The sequence below is a fragment of the Prevotella sp. 10(H) genome (genome assembly GCF_000711235.1).
In the GTDB taxonomy this organism is placed as follows: Bacteria; Bacteroidota; Bacteroidia; order Bacteroidales; family Dysgonomonadaceae; genus Dysgonomonas.
Window position 1 is genome coordinate 104,447 of record NZ_JOMI01000009.1, and the last position, 18,750, is coordinate 123,196.

An 18,750-nucleotide genomic window follows, 5' to 3' on the forward strand; every position below is an offset into this window, starting at 1 on the left:
CAACATTGATTAATGAAACAATTACTATTTTTCGCATTGATCTCTCTACACATCAATTTTCTTGCCCAGGAAAATACAGGCAATCTTATACTTAACTCGAAAGGATTGACAGCAGATTCTCTTATTGCAGTGACATCCAGCCCAAACGTGCCCCTTACGGATAAATACCAAATCTTGAAAGAGGCTACAAAACTAAATGCATGCGTCGGTTTAGAACCATATTTTGCAAATGTACTGAACGAAGCAAGGCAGCAGGGAAACGATTCCATACAGATATATCTATGCAACCTGTTGCTTGTTATTAATGTGATCGATCAGAATTTCTACAAAGCAGGACAATATGTGGAGACTGTCTTATCATTTGAAAATAGAGTCACCGACAACAGACTCCTTTTTGCTATATATGATTGTGCAGCAAAATATTATGCCCAAATCGATGATGATAAAAAAATGCATTATTATTACTATAAGGCCATAGAATATGGAGAAAAAATAGAGGGACTGGAAGAAAAGATAATTATGATCTCCTATAATCTGTTCTCTTCGTATGAAGAAAGAAATGAAACAAAGACAATGTACAATATTATAGAAAGGTTGGAGAAAGGACAAAAAGATAAAACACCTTTCGGTTCTTTTTTTATAAATAGTATGAAAGGATACTACTATTCTAATAAGTATGAAAATATATTGACAGATAAAAATTATTCTGATGAACTTCTTTTAGACTCCATCGCTATGTTCAGCTATAAGGCGATGAATATATTCGATACTTTTCCTAACAAGGAATTTTACCCCCATCTGAACCAATTAATGGGAGGAAATTACAGAAATCTGGCCGAAGCAGAATCTAGCAGAAAGAATCCCAAATGGAAAAAAGTACTGGAATGGATCGACAAATCTGAAGACTTAGCCTTTCTGGGCACCGTGAATGATATAAAAAACCTTCTGATGAAAGTAAATGCATACAATAATCTGCATGACTACACAAGGGCAATTACAGAAAGCAATAAAGCCTTTGAAATATTGGATGAGATGAGAAAAGACTCTACTCAGCTGATTAAATATAATATTTACGCAAATCATTTTTACGATCAATTATCATATTCTTTCGAATTAAAAGGAGATATAAATAAAGCCTTGGAATACAGGAAAACACAATTGGAATACTTAAACAAAATGATGCTGGATAAAGTCTACGAATCATTGAAAGATATGGAAGTCAGGTATGATTTAAAAACCAAACAGCAGGAAATAAAATTCTTAAACGAATATAATTTATATCAGAAAAAGATGAAATCCCTCTATGCAGGAATCAGTATACTACTGATAATAATTGTGATTGTGGTTGTAAGGTTATATCTTATGAAAAGAAATGCAACCATCAAAAATATGGAAATGATACAAATGGAAAAACATGAAGTGGAATTGCAGGTAAAACTAAAAGAAGAACAGGCAAAACGCATACAACTAGAGAAATACGAAGCATTGCTCGAAGTTCATTTCAAAGATCTTGCAATAGAAGGGAAAGAGGCCGAGCTGGAAGAACTTAAGAATAATAAAAAAATACTTGACAAACAGCTGAAAACGTATAGCGAAAAATTAAGGCAATATGAAGAACGTATCGGTGAGAAATATGAAAAAAATAAAAAGAATACAGACCTGCTCATCGAGGAATTAAAATCCCTGTTGGAAAGGAAAGGCGGAGAGAATAAAGATATATATTTGGATAAATTAAATACACTGAATGAAAACTTTATCACGCAACTGGAAGAAATTACATTCAATAATATTTCTCCTATATACATAAAGTATTGCATGTGCATTGCCATTAATATGACTAATAGCGAGATTGCCGAATGCTTCTCCGTTGAACTTAATACTGTTCATATGGTAAGATATCGCATAAAAAAGAAATTGAAATTGAGCAATAACGACGATCTGGACATATACCTTTCCAACCTGATGAATAAAAATATGTAAGATAGAGTACACGAATATGTAAAAAACAGGCAGAAATTATGAATTTTGTAAAAAAATCTTTCTAACTTTATTCGATGATTAGGGATTTTGCCGCCATTGATTTTGAAACAGCCAACGAGCAATTATCCAGTGTTTGTAGTGTTGGTATTGTAATAGTCCGGAATGGGATTATTACAGAACGTTTCTATAGCCTCATTCAACCCGAGCCGGATTACTACAATTATTCAAACAGTCAGGTTCACGGGCTAAGTTATGAAGACACTGCCAATGCAGAAATATTTCCCAAAGTATGGCAACAAATAGAACCGCTAATTGAAGGATTACCCCTTGTAGCACATAATAAAGGATTTGACGAGTCATCCCTGAAAGCTGTATTCAGAACTTATCAGATGGATTATCCCGACTACCAATTCTATTGCACACTAGCCGAAGCCAGACGGCAACTGCGCCATTTACCCAATCATAAACTGAACACCGTAGCCGAAGATTGCGGACATATACTCACAAACCACCACAATGCACTTGCCGATGCAGAAGCCTGTGCTGAGATAGCTATACAATTGCTATAATCATCTATATCACAATTCAATAAAGGCCTCCTAAGAGTTGTATATTCTTCATAAAGTCAAAATATAATTTTTTAATATATCTTTTCATCTATTATAAACATAAGCTATTATAATAGAGTATAGATACTTGTTTTTTTAGTACCTTTGTATCCATTTTTTGGAGAGATCATGTCAGAAGAAAAAAATATATTCATAAAAGGCGCACGGGTCAATAATCTCAAAAATATAGATGTAGAGATACCCCGCAACAAATTTGTGGTAATCACAGGACTTTCAGGTTCAGGAAAATCTTCACTCGCTTTCGATACACTGTATGCCGAAGGCCAACGTCGTTATGTAGAAAGCCTGTCGGCTTATGCACGGCAGTTCCTCGGGCGAATGAACAAACCTGAGAGCGATTATATAAAAGGCATTCCGCCGGCAATCGCCATCGAGCAACGGGTAAGCGCGCGTAATCCGCGCTCGACGGTAGGAACATCCACAGAGGTATATGAATACCTGAGGCTATTATTTGCACGTATCGGAAAAACAATTTCTCCCGTGTCGGGTCAGGAAGTGAAAAAGCATCAGGTAAGCGATATTGTGGAAAAGATGCAGTCCTATCCGGAAGAAACACGGCTGGCCATCCTTACTAAAATTATTTTACGTGACAACCGGACACTGAATGAACAGCTGGAAATACTTCTTATGGAAGGTTTCTCACGGGTAGAAATCGACGGGAAATTCGAACGGATTGAAGATATTCTTGCTTCAAAAAAGAAATATAAAACAGATGAACTTCTTCTACTTATCGACCGCCTCACCTGTGATAAGGATGCAGCCAATATAAGCCGTTTTTCGGAATCTATAGAAACGGCATTCTTCGAAGGAGAGGGTGATTGTATCATCCGCTTCTATGTAGGAGATAAACCGGAGAGTTTCGATTTCTCAAGGCATTTTGAAGCCGACGGTATCCAGTTTGAAGAACCGAACGATATGATGTTCAGCTTCAACAGTCCAGTGGGTGCATGTCCGGTATGCGAAGGATTCGGCCGTGTGATAGGCATAGATGAAAATCTTGTTATTCCGAATAAAAGCCTGTCGGTATACGAAGACGCTGTAGTATGCTGGAAAGGGGAAAAAATGAGTGAATGGAAAACATCCTTTATCCGTGCTGCCGGTAGGTATAATTTCCCTATTCATCGCCCTTATTTCGAATTATCCGACCTCGAAAGACAATTATTGTGGCAGGGTGCAAGCGGCCTGCATGGCATTGACGACTTCTTCAAAATGGTGGAAGAAAACCAGTACAAAATACAATACCGTGTTATGCTTGCTCGATACAGAGGAAAAACAACCTGTCCGGCTTGTAAAGGTTCACGGTTAAAGCCTCAGGCACTCTATGTAAAAGTCGGAGAAAAGACAATTGCCGACCTTGTACTGATGCCGATATCCGAATTAAAAGTATTTTTTGACGGATTAGAACTTAACGAGACAGATGCAGCCATTGCCAAACGCTTGCTTACTGATATAAATGTACGTATCCAGTACCTTATGAATGTAGGGCTGGGATATCTAACCCTCAACCGCCTCTCTAATTCTCTTTCGGGAGGAGAAAGCCAGCGCATCAATTTAGCGACATCTTTAGGCAGCAGTCTTGTAGGCTCACTCTACATACTTGATGAGCCGAGTATCGGTCTTCATTCACGCGATACGGATTTATTGATAAAAGTATTGCATGAGCTAAAATCTATCGGAAATACAGTTGTTGTAGTCGAGCATGACGAAGAAATCATTCGCGCTGCCGATTATATTATCGATATAGGCCCTAAAGCCGGTCGTTTAGGTGGGGAAGTGGTATATCAGGGAGATATTGCCGGTCTGCAGAAACATACCGATAGTTATACTGTCCGCTACCTCAACGGGGAAGAAAAGATAGACATCCCGAAGGTAAGACGTAAATGGAATAACTATATAGAGGTAAAAGGCGCAAGGCAAAACAACCTGAAAAATATCAATGTAAAGTTTCCACTAAACGTAATGACAGTTGTAACAGGGGTCAGCGGTTCAGGGAAATCTTCATTGGTTTGCGATGTATTATATACAGCGCTCGAGCGTCACTATAAAGGAAAGGGCGATCAGATAGTCCAGTACAGCGGACTCGAAGGTGATCTCAACCTTATAAAAGAGATCGAAATGGTAGATCAGAACCCTATCGGCCGTTCATCCCGCTCCAATCCTGTAACGTACATCAAAGCATACGACGAAATACGTAAACTATTCGCTGAGCAACCTCTTGCCAAGCAAATGCACTTTACTCCGGCCTATTTCTCTTTCAATGTAGAAGGCGGGCGTTGTGAAGAATGTGCAGGTGAAGGCAAGATTTTGGTAGAGATGCAGTTTATGGCAGATGTAATGCTAGAATGCGAAGTATGTAAAGGCAAACGTTTCAAACAAGATGTATTGGATGTACAATACAGAGGTGCAAGCATCCATGATGTACTGGAAATGACTATAGACCAGGCTATCGAATTCTTCGAATCAGGAAAAGGCTCTACTGAAAAGAAAATAGTAAAACGGCTGAAACCACTGCAAGACGTAGGACTGGGATATGTAAAACTCGGACAATCTTCGTCATCCTTATCCGGTGGTGAAAACCAACGTGTAAAACTGGCATTCCATCTTGTGGATGAAAAACCCGAGCCGACTTTATTTATATTCGACGAACCTACTACAGGCCTTCACTTCCACGATATCAAAACCCTGCTGAAAGCTTTCGATTCGTTGATAAAAAGGGGTCATACTATCGTTATTATCGAGCACAATATGGATGTGATCAAATGTGCCGACCATATTATTGATATAGGTCCCGAAGGTGGTAAAGAAGGCGGATATGTGGTTTGTGAGGGTACTCCCGAAAAAATTATCAAATGTAAAGATTCATATACCGGAAAGTTCCTGAAAGATAAACTTTAATCGGGTTTCTAAAATCCGCGTTGCCTCATCGCCTCAAATGTAATTACGGCGGTGGAAACAGACACATTCAGTGAATCTATTTTTCCGCGCATCGGAATCTTTATTCGTGCATCGGCGTTATTCAGCCAAAAGTCTGTAAGACCATCAGCTTCCGTACCCATTACAACAGCCGACGGCACAGTAAAATCCGCATCCTGATACCACTGCGATGCCTGTAACTCGGCTGCAAATGATTTTATACCCTTTTCATGGAGAAAATCCAGTGCTTCCTGTGATGTGCTGACAGCCGTTTGCACGGTGAAAAGGCAGCCGACACTGGAACGGATAGCATTGGGATTATACAGATCGGTAGCAGGGTCGCAAACTATTACCGCATCCACTTGTGCTGCATCCGCAGTACGGAGTATCGCCCCTAAATTTCCGGGTTTTTCTACAGCTTCGAGTATAATTATAAAAGGATTTTCAGATAATTTTAAATCATTTAAAGTATGGCTTTTAGATTTTGCCAATGTTAGAAGTCCATCCGAACCTTCACGATAGGCTATCTTTTCAAACACCGCTTCCGATACTTCAAACATCTTATTTTCCGGAATAGTATTCAGTACTTCGGGATAATCCGTTTTAGCGAATAATTCAGGACATACATACACCGAATCTATAGTATAACCTGCTGTAAGTGCGAGGCTGAATTCGCGCGCACCTTCAATAACGAATAGACCTTGTTCCTTTCGCTCTTTGCTTTTAGACAGTTTTACAATATTCTTTATCTTGGTATTCTGCAGGCTTGTTATTTTTTCCATTCTGATATTCTTTAAGAGTCTGTTTAAATTTTATTCGTCTTCATTTTTAGAATTGTTTTTGAGATAATTTTTTCTTCTGCGAAGCGATAGTAGCGGGCTACGTGAGCTGAGCAATAGGGAAAATTAGCCGGAAACAAACTAAAAATGAACGAAGACTAATTGCTTTTTATGCGTAATAAAAGATTCGTATAAAATTTAAACAGGCTTTTAATAATTTTGTAATTTAAAGAGAGATACAAAAATAGGGATTTAACCCTTATTTTGTACCTTTGCACCTGAAAATTAAATTCAAAGGACATATGAAGCACGTGTGGATACTTTCTCTAAGTATTCTGACTCTTATAAGCTGTAGTTCGAAAGGACAAATCGAAGAAGAAAAAGAAGTAATAGAAGTAAAAAAATACAGCCGTTTTGCAGGCAGTTATGCCAAAGCATTTGCCGACCTGCAGGATTTGCATATTGAAGCTGCCACAAATAATGGAGTGGGCCCACTCACATGCAGGGCAGACACCAGTCTTTATGCAGGAGAACTGATACGTATTCCAAGCGAGCTAGAGATATATAAGGTAGACAGGCTAAAACATTCCATGCCTTTTCTTGTACCTAAAGCCGCAACGTTACTCTCGGATATATGCCTTAATTTCAGAGATTCGCTGGTAAGTAAAAAAATGGCTCTGTACAAACCGATTGTAACGAGCATCACACGTACCGACGATGATGTAAAAGGATTATCGAAGCGCAACAGAAATGCAAGTGATAATTCGGCACACCGCTACGGTACTACTTTCGACATAGCATGGACACGTTTCGACAAGGTCGACCCTACCGATTCTAGAACACTCGACGACGGGAAGCTAAAGGCAGTACTGGCTCAGGTACTTTTCGACCTTAAGCAACGCGAAAGATGTTATATAAAGCACGAGAGAAAACAGTCATGTTTTCATATAACGGTAAGATAAAATCAATTATCATATTTGAGAATTAGCATATTAGCAAATGCAAAAATAAAATGCTTTACAATTTGCTAATTTCCGAATCTGCTAATTCGCTAATTAACAACGATGAAACGCTACTTCATATATTTGTCATACAACGGAGAAAAGTATTGCGGATGGCAAATCCAGCCAAACGGAATATCGGTGCAGGAAACAATAGAGAATGCACTGGGTATCCTGTTGCGCACTCCTACCCCGATCGTCGGTGCCGGACGTACCGATGCCGGTGTACATGCCCGCATGATGACAGCGCATTTCGACAGCGAACAAGAGAATATCGACTTGCCGATGTTGACAAATAAACTGAACAGCCTATTGCCAAAAGATATAGCTATACAGAAAATAATAGAAGTAAAAGCGGATGCGCATGCCCGTTTCGATGCCACGTCCAGATTGTACCGATATTATATCACCACAGAAAAAGACCCGTTTCTGTATCCTCTGAAATATAAAATATACGGCAACCTTGATTTACAGGCAATGAACGATTGCGCTAAAATACTTTTCGAGTACGAGGATTTTACCAGTTTCAGCAAGTTACATACAGATGTAAAGACAAACAACTGCACGATTATGCTGGCAGAATGGGAGCAAAAAGGAAATGACTATATTTTTACCATTAAAGCAAACCGTTTTTTGCGTAATATGGTACGTTCGATTGTGGGTACCTTACTGGAAGTTGGTCGGGGAAAAATTACTCCGGAAGATTTCAGAAAAATAATAGAAGCCAAAGACCGGTGTAAAGCAGGCGCCTCGGTGCCGGGAAACGCCCTTTTTCTCGAAGAAATTGAATATAACAACGACATATATAAGTGATGAAAATACCCAGAATCTTAAGTGGAAGAACCCTGCGGGGATTTATGGAAAGTGAGAAATCGGGAGGCCTAACTCTGATTGTCTGCACATTAATATCGATACTACTGGCTAATTCCAGCTTTGCCGGAGAAAGTTATCGCGATTTTTGGGAAATTCAGGCGGGAAGCCATACAATAGCCGATTGGATAAATGATGGACTGATGGCTATATTCTTCCTCTTGGTCGGACTGGAACTGATACAGGAAATTTACGAGGGGGAACTCGCAAACGTAAAACGCGCCATGCTTCCTATTTCCGGAGCATTAGGAGGAATGCTTATTCCTGCGGGAATATATATGTTTTTGAACTTCGGAACGGATACACATGCAGGATTCGGTATACCTATGGCAACAGATATTGCGTTTGCATTGGGCGTACTTTCGTTGCTCGGTAGCCGTGTACCTACTTCACTTAAAGTATTTTTGACTGCCTTAGCTGTGATAGATGATTTAGGAGCGATAATAGTGATTGCAATATTTTATACAACTTCATTAGCATGGGTTTATTTACTGATAGCCTTAGGCATGTTTGCTTTGCTTCTTATCCTAAATAAAAAATTCAATGTAACAAGCCTTATCCCCTATCTTATAGGCGGTATCATCATGTGGTATTGCATGCTCCATTCGGGGGTACATGCAACTATTGCAGGTGTTTTGCTTGCAATAACAATTCCATTCAAGAAAGGCGATGCAAAATGCTTGTCCAACAGGATGCAGCACGCACTGCATTATCCTGTCGCCTTCGCAATATTACCGATATTCGCATTGGCAAATACAGCTATGGTGATAGAGGGCAACTGGGATCAGTCGATAGGCGAGCCGTTTGCAATGGGTATCATTCTGGGGCTGATAGTTGGGAAGCCTATTGGTATTACATTATTCAGCTTTTTATCGGTGAAAACAGGCCTATGCTCTCTTCCGAGAGGGGTAAAATGGAAGGAGTTACTAGGTGCAGGGATGCTCGGAGGAATCGGGTTTACAATGTCCATTTTCATAACCTTATTGGCATTCAAAGGCAACCTGCATTATATAAACGAGTCGAAACTAATGATACTGTTAGCATCGCTTACATCTGGTATTATAGGATATACCTGGCTCAACTTTGTATTGAAAAAGGAGAAAAAGATCGCTGAAAAGGATTAGTTGAAGAAAAAATATGTGGTTAGCTCTAGCCTTTGTTTCGGCGTTCTTCTTAGGATGCTACGATATATGTAAAAAGAAATCGGTAAACGGCAACGCTGTTATTCCCGTTTTATTTCTGAATACATTATTCTGTTCGTTATTACTTTTACCACTTGTACTTATCTCGAGTATTTCACCGGATATACTTAACGGCACAATCGGTTATGTCCCGTCCGTTTCAATGGAAACACACGGATATATATTTGTTAAATCAGTTATTGTACTCACATCGTGGATATTCGGCTACTTTGCCATAAAACATTTACCTCTTACTATTACCGGACCAATTAATGCGACACGCCCTGTAATGACCCTGTTGGGCGCTTTATTTATCTTTGGAGAACGGTTAAATCTTTATCAATGGATAGGAGTAATTATTACCATTATATCGTTCTTTTTATTATCCTTATCAGGTAAGAAAGAGGGCATTAGTTTCCATAAAAACAAGTGGATATTCTTTATGCTACTCGCTGCAATTGCAGGAGCAGTTAGCGGCTTGTATGATAAGTTCCTAATGCAGCAATTTAGTTCTACTGCCGTACAATTCTGGTTCAATACATATCAGTGCATACTGATGCTGATTGTGCTTCTTGTAATTTGGTATCCTAAGCGCGAAAAGAATACCCCGTTCGAATGGAGATGGAGCATTCTACTGGTATCGTTATTCCTTACCATCGCAGATTTTGTATACTTTTATGCACTTACATATCCCGATGCTATGATTTCGATTGTGTCTATGGTGAGACGAAGCAGTGTGTTGGTTTCATTTGCGGGCGGAGTTATATTCTTCCATGAAAAAAACTTAAAAGGAAAGGCTATCGACCTTGTATTAATAATTATAGCGATGTTTTTCCTATATTTGGGGACAAAATAAATTAATTGACAGTAAATATCTTACAATAAATAGTAATGAAAAAATTATTCTTCACAATAGTTCTTCTAATAACAGGCATAACTTCCTTATCAGCACAGGAGATCAAAGATGTTATTCTTTCAATGCCTGATGACATTATTCTCGGATTAGAAGCGGCACAAAAAGAATTATTGATATCCGATCCTTCGGACACCACCGAAATAACTATAGACAAGGGAACTTATGCAGATATAAAAAGATTAGCCATTTCACCGGACTTTATTTCATTACAGACGTCCGAATCGGGCACTACACAAATAAAATTATTACCATTGATCAATGACTCAAAAATAATCTGTGTAGTAAAAACAGTGTGTACTAAAGACAGTGTATGCGACAGCCGTATGCAATTCTATACTACAAAATGGCTGCCGATAAATCAAAGTGAATTGTTCCCCGGTAAAGATAAAAACTGGTTTATTAAAGAGGGAACAGACCACAATAGTCAGGATTTTATAAATGCTTACACCGCTCTGGATATGAACCCTATGAAAATAGACTTATCCCCTACTGACAACAATTTGACGATTACATACAATATAAAGAGTTATCTGTCGGAAGAAGATTATAAAAAATTAGAACCATACCTTACCGAAAAGCCCAAGATACTGACTTGGGATAAATCTTCCTACAAATAAAATAATGCATGAAATACCTTACACATCTTTTACTTTTCTTCTTTTTATCGATTATAGCATATGCTAATGACGGAGCCTACTATGTCAGTGGAAACCAGCTTATACCTGTAACTGAAACCGACATAACAGTAAAAAAAGAAATACTCTCAATAAAGCGGAAAAACCGAAAGCAGGTTGAAGTAGATGTATATTACGAATTTTACAATCCGGGTAATACTAAACAAGTGGTTGTAGGCTTTGAGGCTTTTTCCCCCGGCGGGGATGTAAACCCTAATCCAAAAAACGGACGGCATCCCAATATATATGATTTTACCGTGAAGATGAATGAATCATCTTTACCATATAAAGTCGCAATGGTAAAGGACAGCGTTTATTACCAAAATGGAAAATTTAAAGGAATAACACGCAAACAGATGAATGAATCACTGGAAGATCATGGATGGATGAGCGCAGATTTCTTTTATGTCTATCATTTCAACGCAGATTTTAAGAAAGGATTAAATACTTTAAAGCACACATATACCTGCGATTTGTCCACTAGTGTAGATTATGCCTATTCTTTTGACTATATACTGACAGCAGCCATACGCTGGGGGAACAAACAAATAGATGATTTTACCCTGATAATCGATATGGGCGAATTTCAGGACTTTTACATTGATGATAATCCTTTTAGAGATAATCCAAAATGGGATATTCACGGCAATAAGCTAAGTATAACAAGCGAGCCGTATATTGACTACAGGGAAACACCGGAACAGGAAAAAACACGCACCAGATTCATGATCAGAAACGGAGAGATTATATATAAAGCTGAGAATTTCAGACCGAAAGCAGAACTGGCAATCAGATCGTTCCGCGCCATTGCTTTCACTCCCACACCTTTCAATTATGAAGAAACACCATATATTTCATATACCCTTATCGAATCTGAAGATTATAGTATTTCAACTACAGACGAAACGTCTAAAAAAATATTGAAAAACCTGCCGTTTGCCCGCAGGGGATATATATTTTCATCTCCCGAATTGAAAGAGTATTATTCCGGACAAATATGGTACAAACCTGATTCAAATTATAAAGCCGTTTTATCCGAATTACCAAAAGAAGAACAAGATTGGGTGATGCGTTACTCGAAATAAGAAAAGGCAGATAATTAGTTTATCTGCCTTTATCGACTTAGTGATTTTTTTAAAATCGCTTCAATCCGCTACTATATCCTGATATTCAGGATGACGCAATATATATGTCCTTGTATATGAACAAACCGGGCGCACTTTATATCCCTTATCACGGGCATAGTCCAGCATGGTTTTAGTCATTGCCGCAGCTATTCCGCGTCCTTCCAGTTGAGGAGGAACACCCGTATGTGTAACGACTAGAACATTTTCCCTTTTTGTGTAGTCCACTACCGAAACCATACCTTCTACTTCGGCTTCGAAACAGCTTTTATCTTCATTATGTATTACCTTATATTCCATATGACACAAGTTTAAATATGATTATTTACTTCCTCCGAAACTAAAATTCACAGGTATATAAACCGGTGATGAAACCGGAGTGTTGCCAATCATAAATGTTGGCTTTAGCTGTAGAGAAACATTTGATTTTTTAGAACCCATCCCGATAAAATTCTTAGCGATATCTACAACTGCATCTTTCGAATTATTTTTCATGAGTGTTGCCAGATCTACTCCGATCGTGAGCGGTAGGGTTTGAGTTTGCCCCGCACCTATATTCAGCGTTTGATTAACGGCACCTGTAGTAAACTGGATATCGTCGATGCTGATTATATATTGTAACCCATGAAGTAAAGCAGCCGATTCGTTCGGATTTTTTACATTCAGATTTAGTGTAAAATCCAGCGGAATGGATGTAGCTGTTCCCGATAGAATGGATGTTATTTTAGGGATTGCAGTAACAGAAAGGCCGTTGGAAAGGTTCATTCCCGACACGCTCAGTCCTGTAATCGATTTATAACTATATTCGCAATTGATTAAATTATAAGTACTTCTGAGTCCCTGCTGTACACTATCGCAACCGACCAATATAAAAACAGCAACTAATGCCGCAAAAATTCTCTTCTTCATTTTCAATAATTTAGTTTGTGTAGTAAATCAATCTTATTTTATCGTTACCATCGTGGCCCCATATCCATATTCGCGGAATGAAGCATCCTGATAGTAGACCGACTTATATTTTGTGTTTAGTTCTTTCAATATGGCGTTTTTAAGCACTCCGTCGCCTTTACCATGTATAAAAACGATTTTCTGCCCTTTCTTCCGCCTGTTTTCCTCCATTATTTCATTAAATTTCTTCAATTGGTATTCGAGGATATCACCAGATGATAAACCATTCGTATTATCTAAAAGTTCATCCGCATGCAAGTCTATTTCGAGAATTGCACTTTTTTCTTTTCTCTCAATAGGCTGTATACGCGGCCGCTTTTCTTCCTTTTGTTTCATCGCCTTCTCTATTTCTTCTGCAGAAATAATGAGTTCCCGTTCGGCAAGATCGCGACGAACTATCGGATAAATTATCGCCTCATCTTCGAAATAATCATTTTCTTTGAAGCTGTGAAGTTTATAGAATTTTACTGTATCGAGATGCACTTCTACAGAATAAGAATTTTTCAGTGCGAAAGCTTTATCTTTTTTATAAGCGAAAAACTGCAGACAGACTCGTTCTAAATCGTTCAATTCACTTTTATCGAATTCGTCGATGAAAAGCTTCGTATTTGGCTCGATTGTAGCGGCATTCCGGCTTTTCCATCCTTCATCTGCCCTGCTCATGTAATTGAATGAGAGAAAATAATTACTATCATTTACAAGATAGCATTCGAATGTGGTCGTACTAAGACTTTTTATATCCACAGGCAAATAAGCCAGATAAACGGATAATTGCTCACCTTCTTTCGTTTCCTCTATCTTATAATCCTCATATTGTTCTTCCACTTTGCCGATTACGGCTTTCTGCTGCAGTTCTTCTGTCGGTTTGGAAGTTTGTCTTACCTGAACATCCTTAGCGGGCTCTATGACCACTGTTTCGCGTATAAGGACAGGTATATCGAATCCTTCTTCGTCTTCCACCAATACGATGTCTTTCCCCTGAAAGCCTTTTACTATACCACCACCTGTCGTATTCAGGAAACGGACTTTATCTCCTATTTTCATAAATCTTAATTTATCTTTCTAAGCTCACATTCAGCTTTTTTATTCACACAAAGTTGCTTATTTTTGTCGGATAAAAAAAATCAAAGTGGCAGTATCAGATCTACAAAATATACGAATCGACGAGTATAATTACGACTTGCCAGACAATCGTATTGCAAAATATCCATTGGCAAAAAGGGATGAATCAAAGCTCCTTGTCTATAAAGAAGGACAGATAACAGACTCCCATTTTAAGGAATTGCCCGATTATATACCAGACGACAGCCTGATGATATTCAATAATACAAAAGTTATTCAGGCACGCGTGCACTTTCAGAAATCCACCGGTGCACGGATAGAGATATTCTGCCTTGAACCACATTTTCCGAACGATTACCAGCTTAATTTTCAGCAAACACATAAGTGTTCGTGGGTTTGCCTGATTGGTAATCTCAAAAAATGGAAAGAAGGTGATTTAATCAGGGAATTGACTATAAATAATCATACTATAAAGTTTAGTGCAAAGCGCACCCAGACAAACGGCGATTCACACATCGTAGAATTTGAATGGAATAACGAAAATATTACCTTTTCGGAAATACTGGATGTAGCAGGAGAACTTCCTATCCCACCCTATCTGAACCGTAATACAGAAGAACAGGATAAGCAGACTTATCAGACTGTTTACTCAAAAATTGAGGGCTCGGTAGCAGCACCAACGGCAGGCCTGCATTTTACATCCGAAGTTTTTGAGGCTCTTAAAAATAAAGGGATAAAAACAAACGAAGTAACCCTGCATGTCGGTGCAGGAACATTCAGACCGGTAAAGACAGAGGATGTAAAAGACCATATAATGCATTCCGAATTTATCTCTGTAAAAAAAGAGGTAATCGAACAATTGCTTGATCACCAAGGTAAAATCATTCCAGTAGGCACAACATCGGTACGCACACTGGAAAGCCTTTATTATATAGGGAAAATACTGGGAGAGGAAAGTCATAATACAGAGTTAAAAGTGTTTCAGTGGCAACCCTATGAAAATGATAAAGTTGCAGATTTCACCGCAAAAAAGGCATTAAAAAATATAATTGGATATCTAAATAAACATAACCTTAACACGCTTATTGCCGAAACGCAGATAATTATTGTTCCCGGATATGATTATAAAATAGTTGACGGAATAATTACTAACTTTCACCAGCCTAAAAGCACATTATTGTTGCTGGTATCTGCATTTATAAAAGGCAATAATTGGAAAACAATTTACAAACATGCACTCGATTATAACTATCGCTTCTTAAGTTACGGGGATAGTTCGTTATTGCTAAAAGACTAAAAAGATGAAGAAAAAATTATTGTATATACTTATTACCCTTATTATTGTGGGTATCGGAGCGGCTGTATATGGCTACAGTATTATTAATACAGGCTTCGATATTAATAAGACCGTATACATTTATATTGACGAAAATAAAGATTATAACACTTTAATCGGCGAACTGAAGGATAGTGCGAAAGTAGAGAGTCTGTCTAATTTCGAAATGCTTTCATCGATAATGGGCTACAAGGATAACTTAAAGTCCGGTCGTTATGCAGTAAAACCGGAAATGAATATTTTAGACCTGATACGTAATTTACGGAGCGGCAACCAAACTCCATTAAAACTGAAATTTAATAATATCAGGACAAAAGAGGATTTTGCGAAACGGATTGCCGGACAGTTGATGATAAAAGAAGTAGGGCTGTTATATGCATTAAACGACCCTGCAATACAAGAGAAATATGGATTTACGAATGAAAATATCGTAGCGATGTTTATCCCGAATACTTATGAATTTTATTGGGATATCACTATAAACGAATTTCTCGACCGGATGAAAAAAGAATACGATTCATTTTGGAATCCTAAACGGCAGGAACTGGCTAAAGAACTTAATCTGACTCCGCTCGATGTGTCAACACTTGCTTCTATAGTAGAAGAAGAATGTACTTATGCAGACGAATATCCGATTGTAGCAGGATTATACCTTAACCGCCTGTGGAAAGGACAGGCTTTGCAGGCTGACCCTACCGTAAAATTTGCAGTCGGGGATTTCAGTCTTCGCCGTATATTGAATAAGCATCTGGAAGTGAATTCTCCTTACAATACCTATAAGCAAACCGGGCTACCACCCGGGCCTATCCGCATACCGTCTATAAAAGGAATAGACAGCGTACTTAATTATACTAAAAGCGATTATTTGTATATGTGTGCAAAAGAAGATTTCTCAGGACGGCACAATTTTGCCAAAACATTTGCCGAACATCAAAGAAATGCCACAAAATACCGGAATGCGTTAAATGCACGAGGAATATATTAATAAAGAAATTTATAAATAATTAAAAGGCCTTTTCGTCGCCTTTAAAGACATTTGCAATAGTGAGGTAGATAATCTTCAGGTCGAGGAAGAAAGTCCAGTTTTCGAGATACCAGACATCTCTTTTTACACGTTCTTCCATTTCGTCGACAGTCTTTGTTTCTCCACGACAACCTGTAACTTGCGCCCAGCCTGTGATTCCCGGCTTAACTAAATGGCGTACCATGAACTTATCTATTAGCGAACTGTAAAGATCGGTATGCTGAAGCATATGCGGACGCGGTCCCACTACCGACATATCGTTCTTGAAAACATTAATAAACTGAGGAAGTTCATCTATACTTGTTTTTCGCATAAAAGCCCCGACTTTAGTTATACGGGGATCATCTGCAGTAGCTTGCTTTTTATTTGCTTCTTCATTTAAACTCATCGAGCGGAATTTATAGCAATAAAATTCTTTCCCTTTTATACCTGTTCTTTTTTGCTTAAAAAAGATAGGTCCGGGAGAAGTCCGTTTTATTATTATTCCGAAAATAAGATAAATAAGAGGAAATACACATATTAATACAAGTCCGGAGAAGATGAGGTCGAAAGTTCTTTTTATAAACCTATTGGAGAAATGCTGTAAAGGCTCATAACGTAAACTCAATACAGGTGTAGAGTCGATAAAATGTAGAGAAAAACGTCTTTTTATATATTTATGAAATTCCGGTACCAGATGAAAACGTATCATGTTTTTTTCTGAAAATCTAATAAGGTCATAGATCAAATCATCATCATTACCGGTAATAGTACAAAATACTTCATCAACCCGTTTATTTTCAATAAATAACTCAAGGTCTGATATTTTTCCTAAATAATTAGGGAGATTATTCCTCTTTTTCTCATCATCATCGAAAAAGCCCAAGACTTTATATCCAAAATCGCTAAAAATAAGGGATTCATATGTTTTTACCGCACTAGATCCTGCTCCGATTATTACGACCTGTCTGTAATTATATCCTTTCCGTCTGTAAGATTTCAACGTCACCCTGAAAAGGACATGCCATCCGATTACTAATGCTCCCAGAATAAAAAAGCCGACAATCCATGGAATCACGGGTATGCTGATTATATTGAAAATAGAAAAACCAACAGTAATCAAAAGTGCATATAAAGTGATAAAACCAGACGACCTCTGCACAATTTTATCCAAATATGCGATATTAGAAGTTATATGAAAACGTACAAAAGAAGAAGCTAAGAAATAGCACAGATTGATCATAAGAAAAGCTGTAATCTTTTCCCTGTACTGCAGATTATCTAATATTTCATTATTATTGTGGGCAAAGAGATAGGCTAACAAAAAGAAAATATTTATGATGAATAAATCGCCAAAACGAATTATCCAATCTATAAGATATCCATAACCTTCTTTTCTATCGGCACTATTCATAGTGTAAATCTTACAAAACGCAAAGATAACATTTAGTTCTCAATTTCCGGACTAATTATTCTCTTTCTGTATATAATAAACAATAGCAAACACGATAATACAAGACTTGGAATTACATACCATATGTATTGAGTAAAACTGAAATTATTCAATTGTTCCAGTTCCGGAGTACCATAAAGTAAGTAAAGAAGTATCACATTAAAAGCATTATTAACTGTATGTACAATTACTGGAGCCCAAATACTCCCCGACCATATAAATATATAACCGAGAAGCGCACCTTGTAATATACGCGGTACAAAGCCGAAAAACTGAAAATGAATAGCACTGAAAATTATAGCAGTTATCCATATAGCAGCATGCTTATTCTTTACTATCTGTTGCATAATCTGTTGCAAGCACCCCCGAAAAAATAACTCTTCGGCAAGCCCCGCTACAACCGCAATTACAAGCAAATTAAATATCAGGCCATTCACGGATCTGTCTGAAAACAATAGATTAAATGATTTTTCAGCAGATTCTTCATATTTTATAATCCAGTCGAAAGATTCCGGAAGATAAGATACAATTATCTGTTGGTTATAATATCCTAAACAACTGATCAGAGGCTGGATAATCAGAATAAGTAAAATAGCAAAAATAAGGAATGAAGGATTCGGATTATTATTTGCCTTCAGATAAATCTTAGGTTTACCATAATAAAAAAATGCAAATATTATTGAAGGAAACAAAAACATAAAAATTGTCTGCAGAGTCTGCGCCAATCTCAACGTTGGTGCCGAACTAAGCATCTGTTCGGTATTCATAAACAGCCCTGCAACAAGTGCAAACATTATCATTCCACTAAAGGACAAGAAGCAAAAGAAGAAAAACTGTGACCAGCCTCCCATATTATACAATATGCCTTTGTTGTCTTCCAT

At 37.9% G+C, this 18,750-nt stretch carries 17 protein-coding genes; 11 read left to right on the top strand and 6 right to left on the bottom strand.

The genetic code is table 11. From position 1 onward, the window contains the following. The first annotated feature begins 12 nt into the window (after positions 1–12). From K348_RS0115900 to uvrA, 3 genes are all read left to right on the top strand, one after another. Complete coding sequence (locus K348_RS0115900; RefSeq protein WP_029906472.1) at positions 13–1,980, top strand: hypothetical protein; 1,968 nt, start codon at positions 13–15, stop codon at positions 1,978–1,980. 77 nt (positions 1,981–2,057) lie between these two features. Continuing rightward, positions 2,058–2,549 carry a 3'-5' exonuclease gene (locus tag K348_RS0115905; RefSeq protein WP_029906474.1) on the top strand — a complete coding sequence of 164 codons (492 nt, stop codon included), beginning with the start codon at positions 2,058–2,060 and terminating at the stop codon, positions 2,547–2,549. 168 nt (positions 2,550–2,717) lie between these two features. Continuing rightward, positions 2,718–5,504 (top strand): excinuclease ABC subunit UvrA, encoded by a 2,787-nt coding sequence (uvrA, locus tag K348_RS0115910; protein ID WP_029906476.1) that lies wholly within the window; start codon positions 2,718–2,720, stop codon positions 5,502–5,504. 8 nt (positions 5,505–5,512) lie between these two features. On the opposite strand, the gene K348_RS0115915 is transcribed toward uvrA, so the two are convergent. Continuing rightward, positions 5,513–6,304, bottom strand: a complete 792-nt coding sequence (locus K348_RS0115915; protein ID WP_029906478.1) for an RNA methyltransferase — start codon at positions 6,302–6,304, stop codon at positions 5,513–5,515. 299 nt (positions 6,305–6,603) lie between these two features. Between K348_RS0115915 and K348_RS0115920 the strand changes: the two genes are divergently transcribed. The 6 genes from K348_RS0115920 (at position 6,604) to K348_RS0115945 (ending at position 12,028) form a co-directional block, all read left to right on the top strand. Then, the gene (locus K348_RS0115920) at positions 6,604–7,263 is read left to right on the top strand and encodes a DUF5715 family protein (RefSeq protein WP_029906480.1); all 660 of its coding nucleotides are present in this window, start codon (positions 6,604–6,606) and stop codon (positions 7,261–7,263) included. A gap of 102 nt (positions 7,264–7,365) precedes the next feature. Then, positions 7,366–8,115, top strand: coding sequence for a tRNA pseudouridine(38-40) synthase TruA (gene truA, locus K348_RS0115925; protein WP_029906482.1), 750 nt, complete (start codon positions 7,366–7,368; stop codon positions 8,113–8,115). Further along, complete coding sequence (gene nhaA, locus K348_RS0115930) at positions 8,115–9,296, top strand: Na+/H+ antiporter NhaA (protein WP_029906484.1); 1,182 nt, start codon at positions 8,115–8,117, stop codon at positions 9,294–9,296. Before truA ends, nhaA begins: the two co-directional genes overlap by 1 nt. Before the next feature lie 13 nt (positions 9,297–9,309). After that, complete coding sequence (locus K348_RS0115935) at positions 9,310–10,209, top strand: DMT family transporter (RefSeq protein WP_029906486.1); 900 nt, start codon at positions 9,310–9,312, stop codon at positions 10,207–10,209. A gap of 35 nt (positions 10,210–10,244) precedes the next feature. Then, positions 10,245–10,886, top strand: a complete 642-nt coding sequence (locus tag K348_RS0115940; protein ID WP_029906488.1) for a DUF3256 family protein — start codon at positions 10,245–10,247, stop codon at positions 10,884–10,886. A gap of 8 nt (positions 10,887–10,894) precedes the next feature. Further along, entirely contained in the window at positions 10,895–12,028 is a 1,134-nt protein-coding gene (locus tag K348_RS0115945) for a YARHG domain-containing protein (RefSeq protein ID WP_029906490.1), read from the top strand. Between the two features lie 60 nt (positions 12,029–12,088). Here K348_RS0115945 and K348_RS0115950 read toward each other — a convergent pair whose 3' ends face one another. From K348_RS0115950 to K348_RS0115960, 3 genes are read right to left on the bottom strand one after another with little or no spacing between them, the layout of a single operon-like run. Beyond that, positions 12,089–12,367 carry a GNAT family N-acetyltransferase gene (locus tag K348_RS0115950; protein WP_029906492.1) on the bottom strand — a complete coding sequence of 93 codons (279 nt, stop codon included), beginning with the start codon at positions 12,365–12,367 and terminating at the stop codon, positions 12,089–12,091. 21 nt (positions 12,368–12,388) lie between these two features. Then, entirely contained in the window at positions 12,389–12,976 is a 588-nt protein-coding gene (locus K348_RS0115955) for an LEA type 2 family protein (RefSeq protein ID WP_029906494.1), read from the bottom strand. A gap of 33 nt (positions 12,977–13,009) precedes the next feature. Continuing rightward, complete coding sequence (locus tag K348_RS0115960; RefSeq protein WP_029906496.1) at positions 13,010–14,059, bottom strand: DUF2027 domain-containing protein; 1,050 nt, start codon at positions 14,057–14,059, stop codon at positions 13,010–13,012. An 85-nt stretch (positions 14,060–14,144) separates the two neighbouring features. Here K348_RS0115960 and queA point away from each other — a divergent pair, with 85 nt between their 5' ends. Both queA and mltG read left to right on the top strand, forming a co-directional pair. Further along, entirely contained in the window at positions 14,145–15,374 is a 1,230-nt protein-coding gene (queA, locus tag K348_RS0115965) for a tRNA preQ1(34) S-adenosylmethionine ribosyltransferase-isomerase QueA (protein ID WP_029906498.1), read from the top strand. 4 nt (positions 15,375–15,378) lie between these two features. Beyond that, positions 15,379–16,398 carry an endolytic transglycosylase MltG gene (gene mltG / locus K348_RS0115970; RefSeq protein WP_029906500.1) on the top strand — a complete coding sequence of 340 codons (1,020 nt, stop codon included), beginning with the start codon at positions 15,379–15,381 and terminating at the stop codon, positions 16,396–16,398. Between the two features lie 19 nt (positions 16,399–16,417). On the opposite strand, the gene K348_RS0115975 is transcribed toward mltG, so the two are convergent. After that, positions 16,418–17,830 (bottom strand): undecaprenyl-phosphate glucose phosphotransferase, encoded by a 1,413-nt coding sequence (locus K348_RS0115975; protein ID WP_029906501.1) that lies wholly within the window; start codon positions 17,828–17,830, stop codon positions 16,418–16,420. A 32-nt stretch (positions 17,831–17,862) separates the two neighbouring features. After that, the gene (locus K348_RS0115980; RefSeq protein ID WP_029906504.1) at positions 17,863–18,750 is read right to left on the bottom strand and encodes a CPBP family intramembrane glutamic endopeptidase; all 888 of its coding nucleotides are present in this window, start codon (positions 18,748–18,750) and stop codon (positions 17,863–17,865) included.

Excerpts from the sequence above, each read along its gene's own strand:
- K348_RS0115960 (WP_029906496.1), bottom strand. The coding sequence starts at position 14,059 with ATGAAAATAGGAGATAAAGTCCGTTTCCTGAATACGACAGGTGGTGGT.
- mltG (WP_029906500.1), top strand. The coding sequence starts at position 15,379 with ATGAAGAAAAAATTATTGTATATACTTATTACCCTTATTATTGTGGGT.
- K348_RS0115975 (WP_029906501.1), bottom strand. The coding sequence starts at position 17,830 with ATGAATAGTGCCGATAGAAAAGAAGGTTATGGATATCTTATAGATTGG.
- K348_RS0115945 (WP_029906490.1), top strand. The coding sequence starts at position 10,895 with ATGAAATACCTTACACATCTTTTACTTTTCTTCTTTTTATCGATTATA.
- K348_RS0115950 (WP_029906492.1), bottom strand. The coding sequence starts at position 12,367 with ATGGAATATAAGGTAATACATAATGAAGATAAAAGCTGTTTCGAAGCC.
- K348_RS0115980 (WP_029906504.1), bottom strand. The coding sequence starts at position 18,750 with ATGGAAGACAACAAAGGCATATTGTATAATATGGGAGGCTGGTCACAG.
- truA (WP_029906482.1), top strand. The coding sequence starts at position 7,366 with ATGAAACGCTACTTCATATATTTGTCATACAACGGAGAAAAGTATTGC.
- K348_RS0115900 (WP_029906472.1), top strand. The coding sequence starts at position 13 with ATGAAACAATTACTATTTTTCGCATTGATCTCTCTACACATCAATTTT.
- uvrA (WP_029906476.1), top strand. The coding sequence starts at position 2,718 with ATGTCAGAAGAAAAAAATATATTCATAAAAGGCGCACGGGTCAATAAT.
- K348_RS0115920 (WP_029906480.1), top strand. The coding sequence starts at position 6,604 with ATGAAGCACGTGTGGATACTTTCTCTAAGTATTCTGACTCTTATAAGC.
- K348_RS0115935 (WP_029906486.1), top strand. The coding sequence starts at position 9,310 with ATGTGGTTAGCTCTAGCCTTTGTTTCGGCGTTCTTCTTAGGATGCTAC.
- K348_RS0115940 (WP_029906488.1), top strand. The coding sequence starts at position 10,245 with ATGAAAAAATTATTCTTCACAATAGTTCTTCTAATAACAGGCATAACT.
- K348_RS0115955 (WP_029906494.1), bottom strand. The coding sequence starts at position 12,976 with ATGAAGAAGAGAATTTTTGCGGCATTAGTTGCTGTTTTTATATTGGTC.
- nhaA (WP_029906484.1), top strand. The coding sequence starts at position 8,115 with ATGAAAATACCCAGAATCTTAAGTGGAAGAACCCTGCGGGGATTTATG.
- K348_RS0115915 (WP_029906478.1), bottom strand. The coding sequence starts at position 6,304 with ATGGAAAAAATAACAAGCCTGCAGAATACCAAGATAAAGAATATTGTA.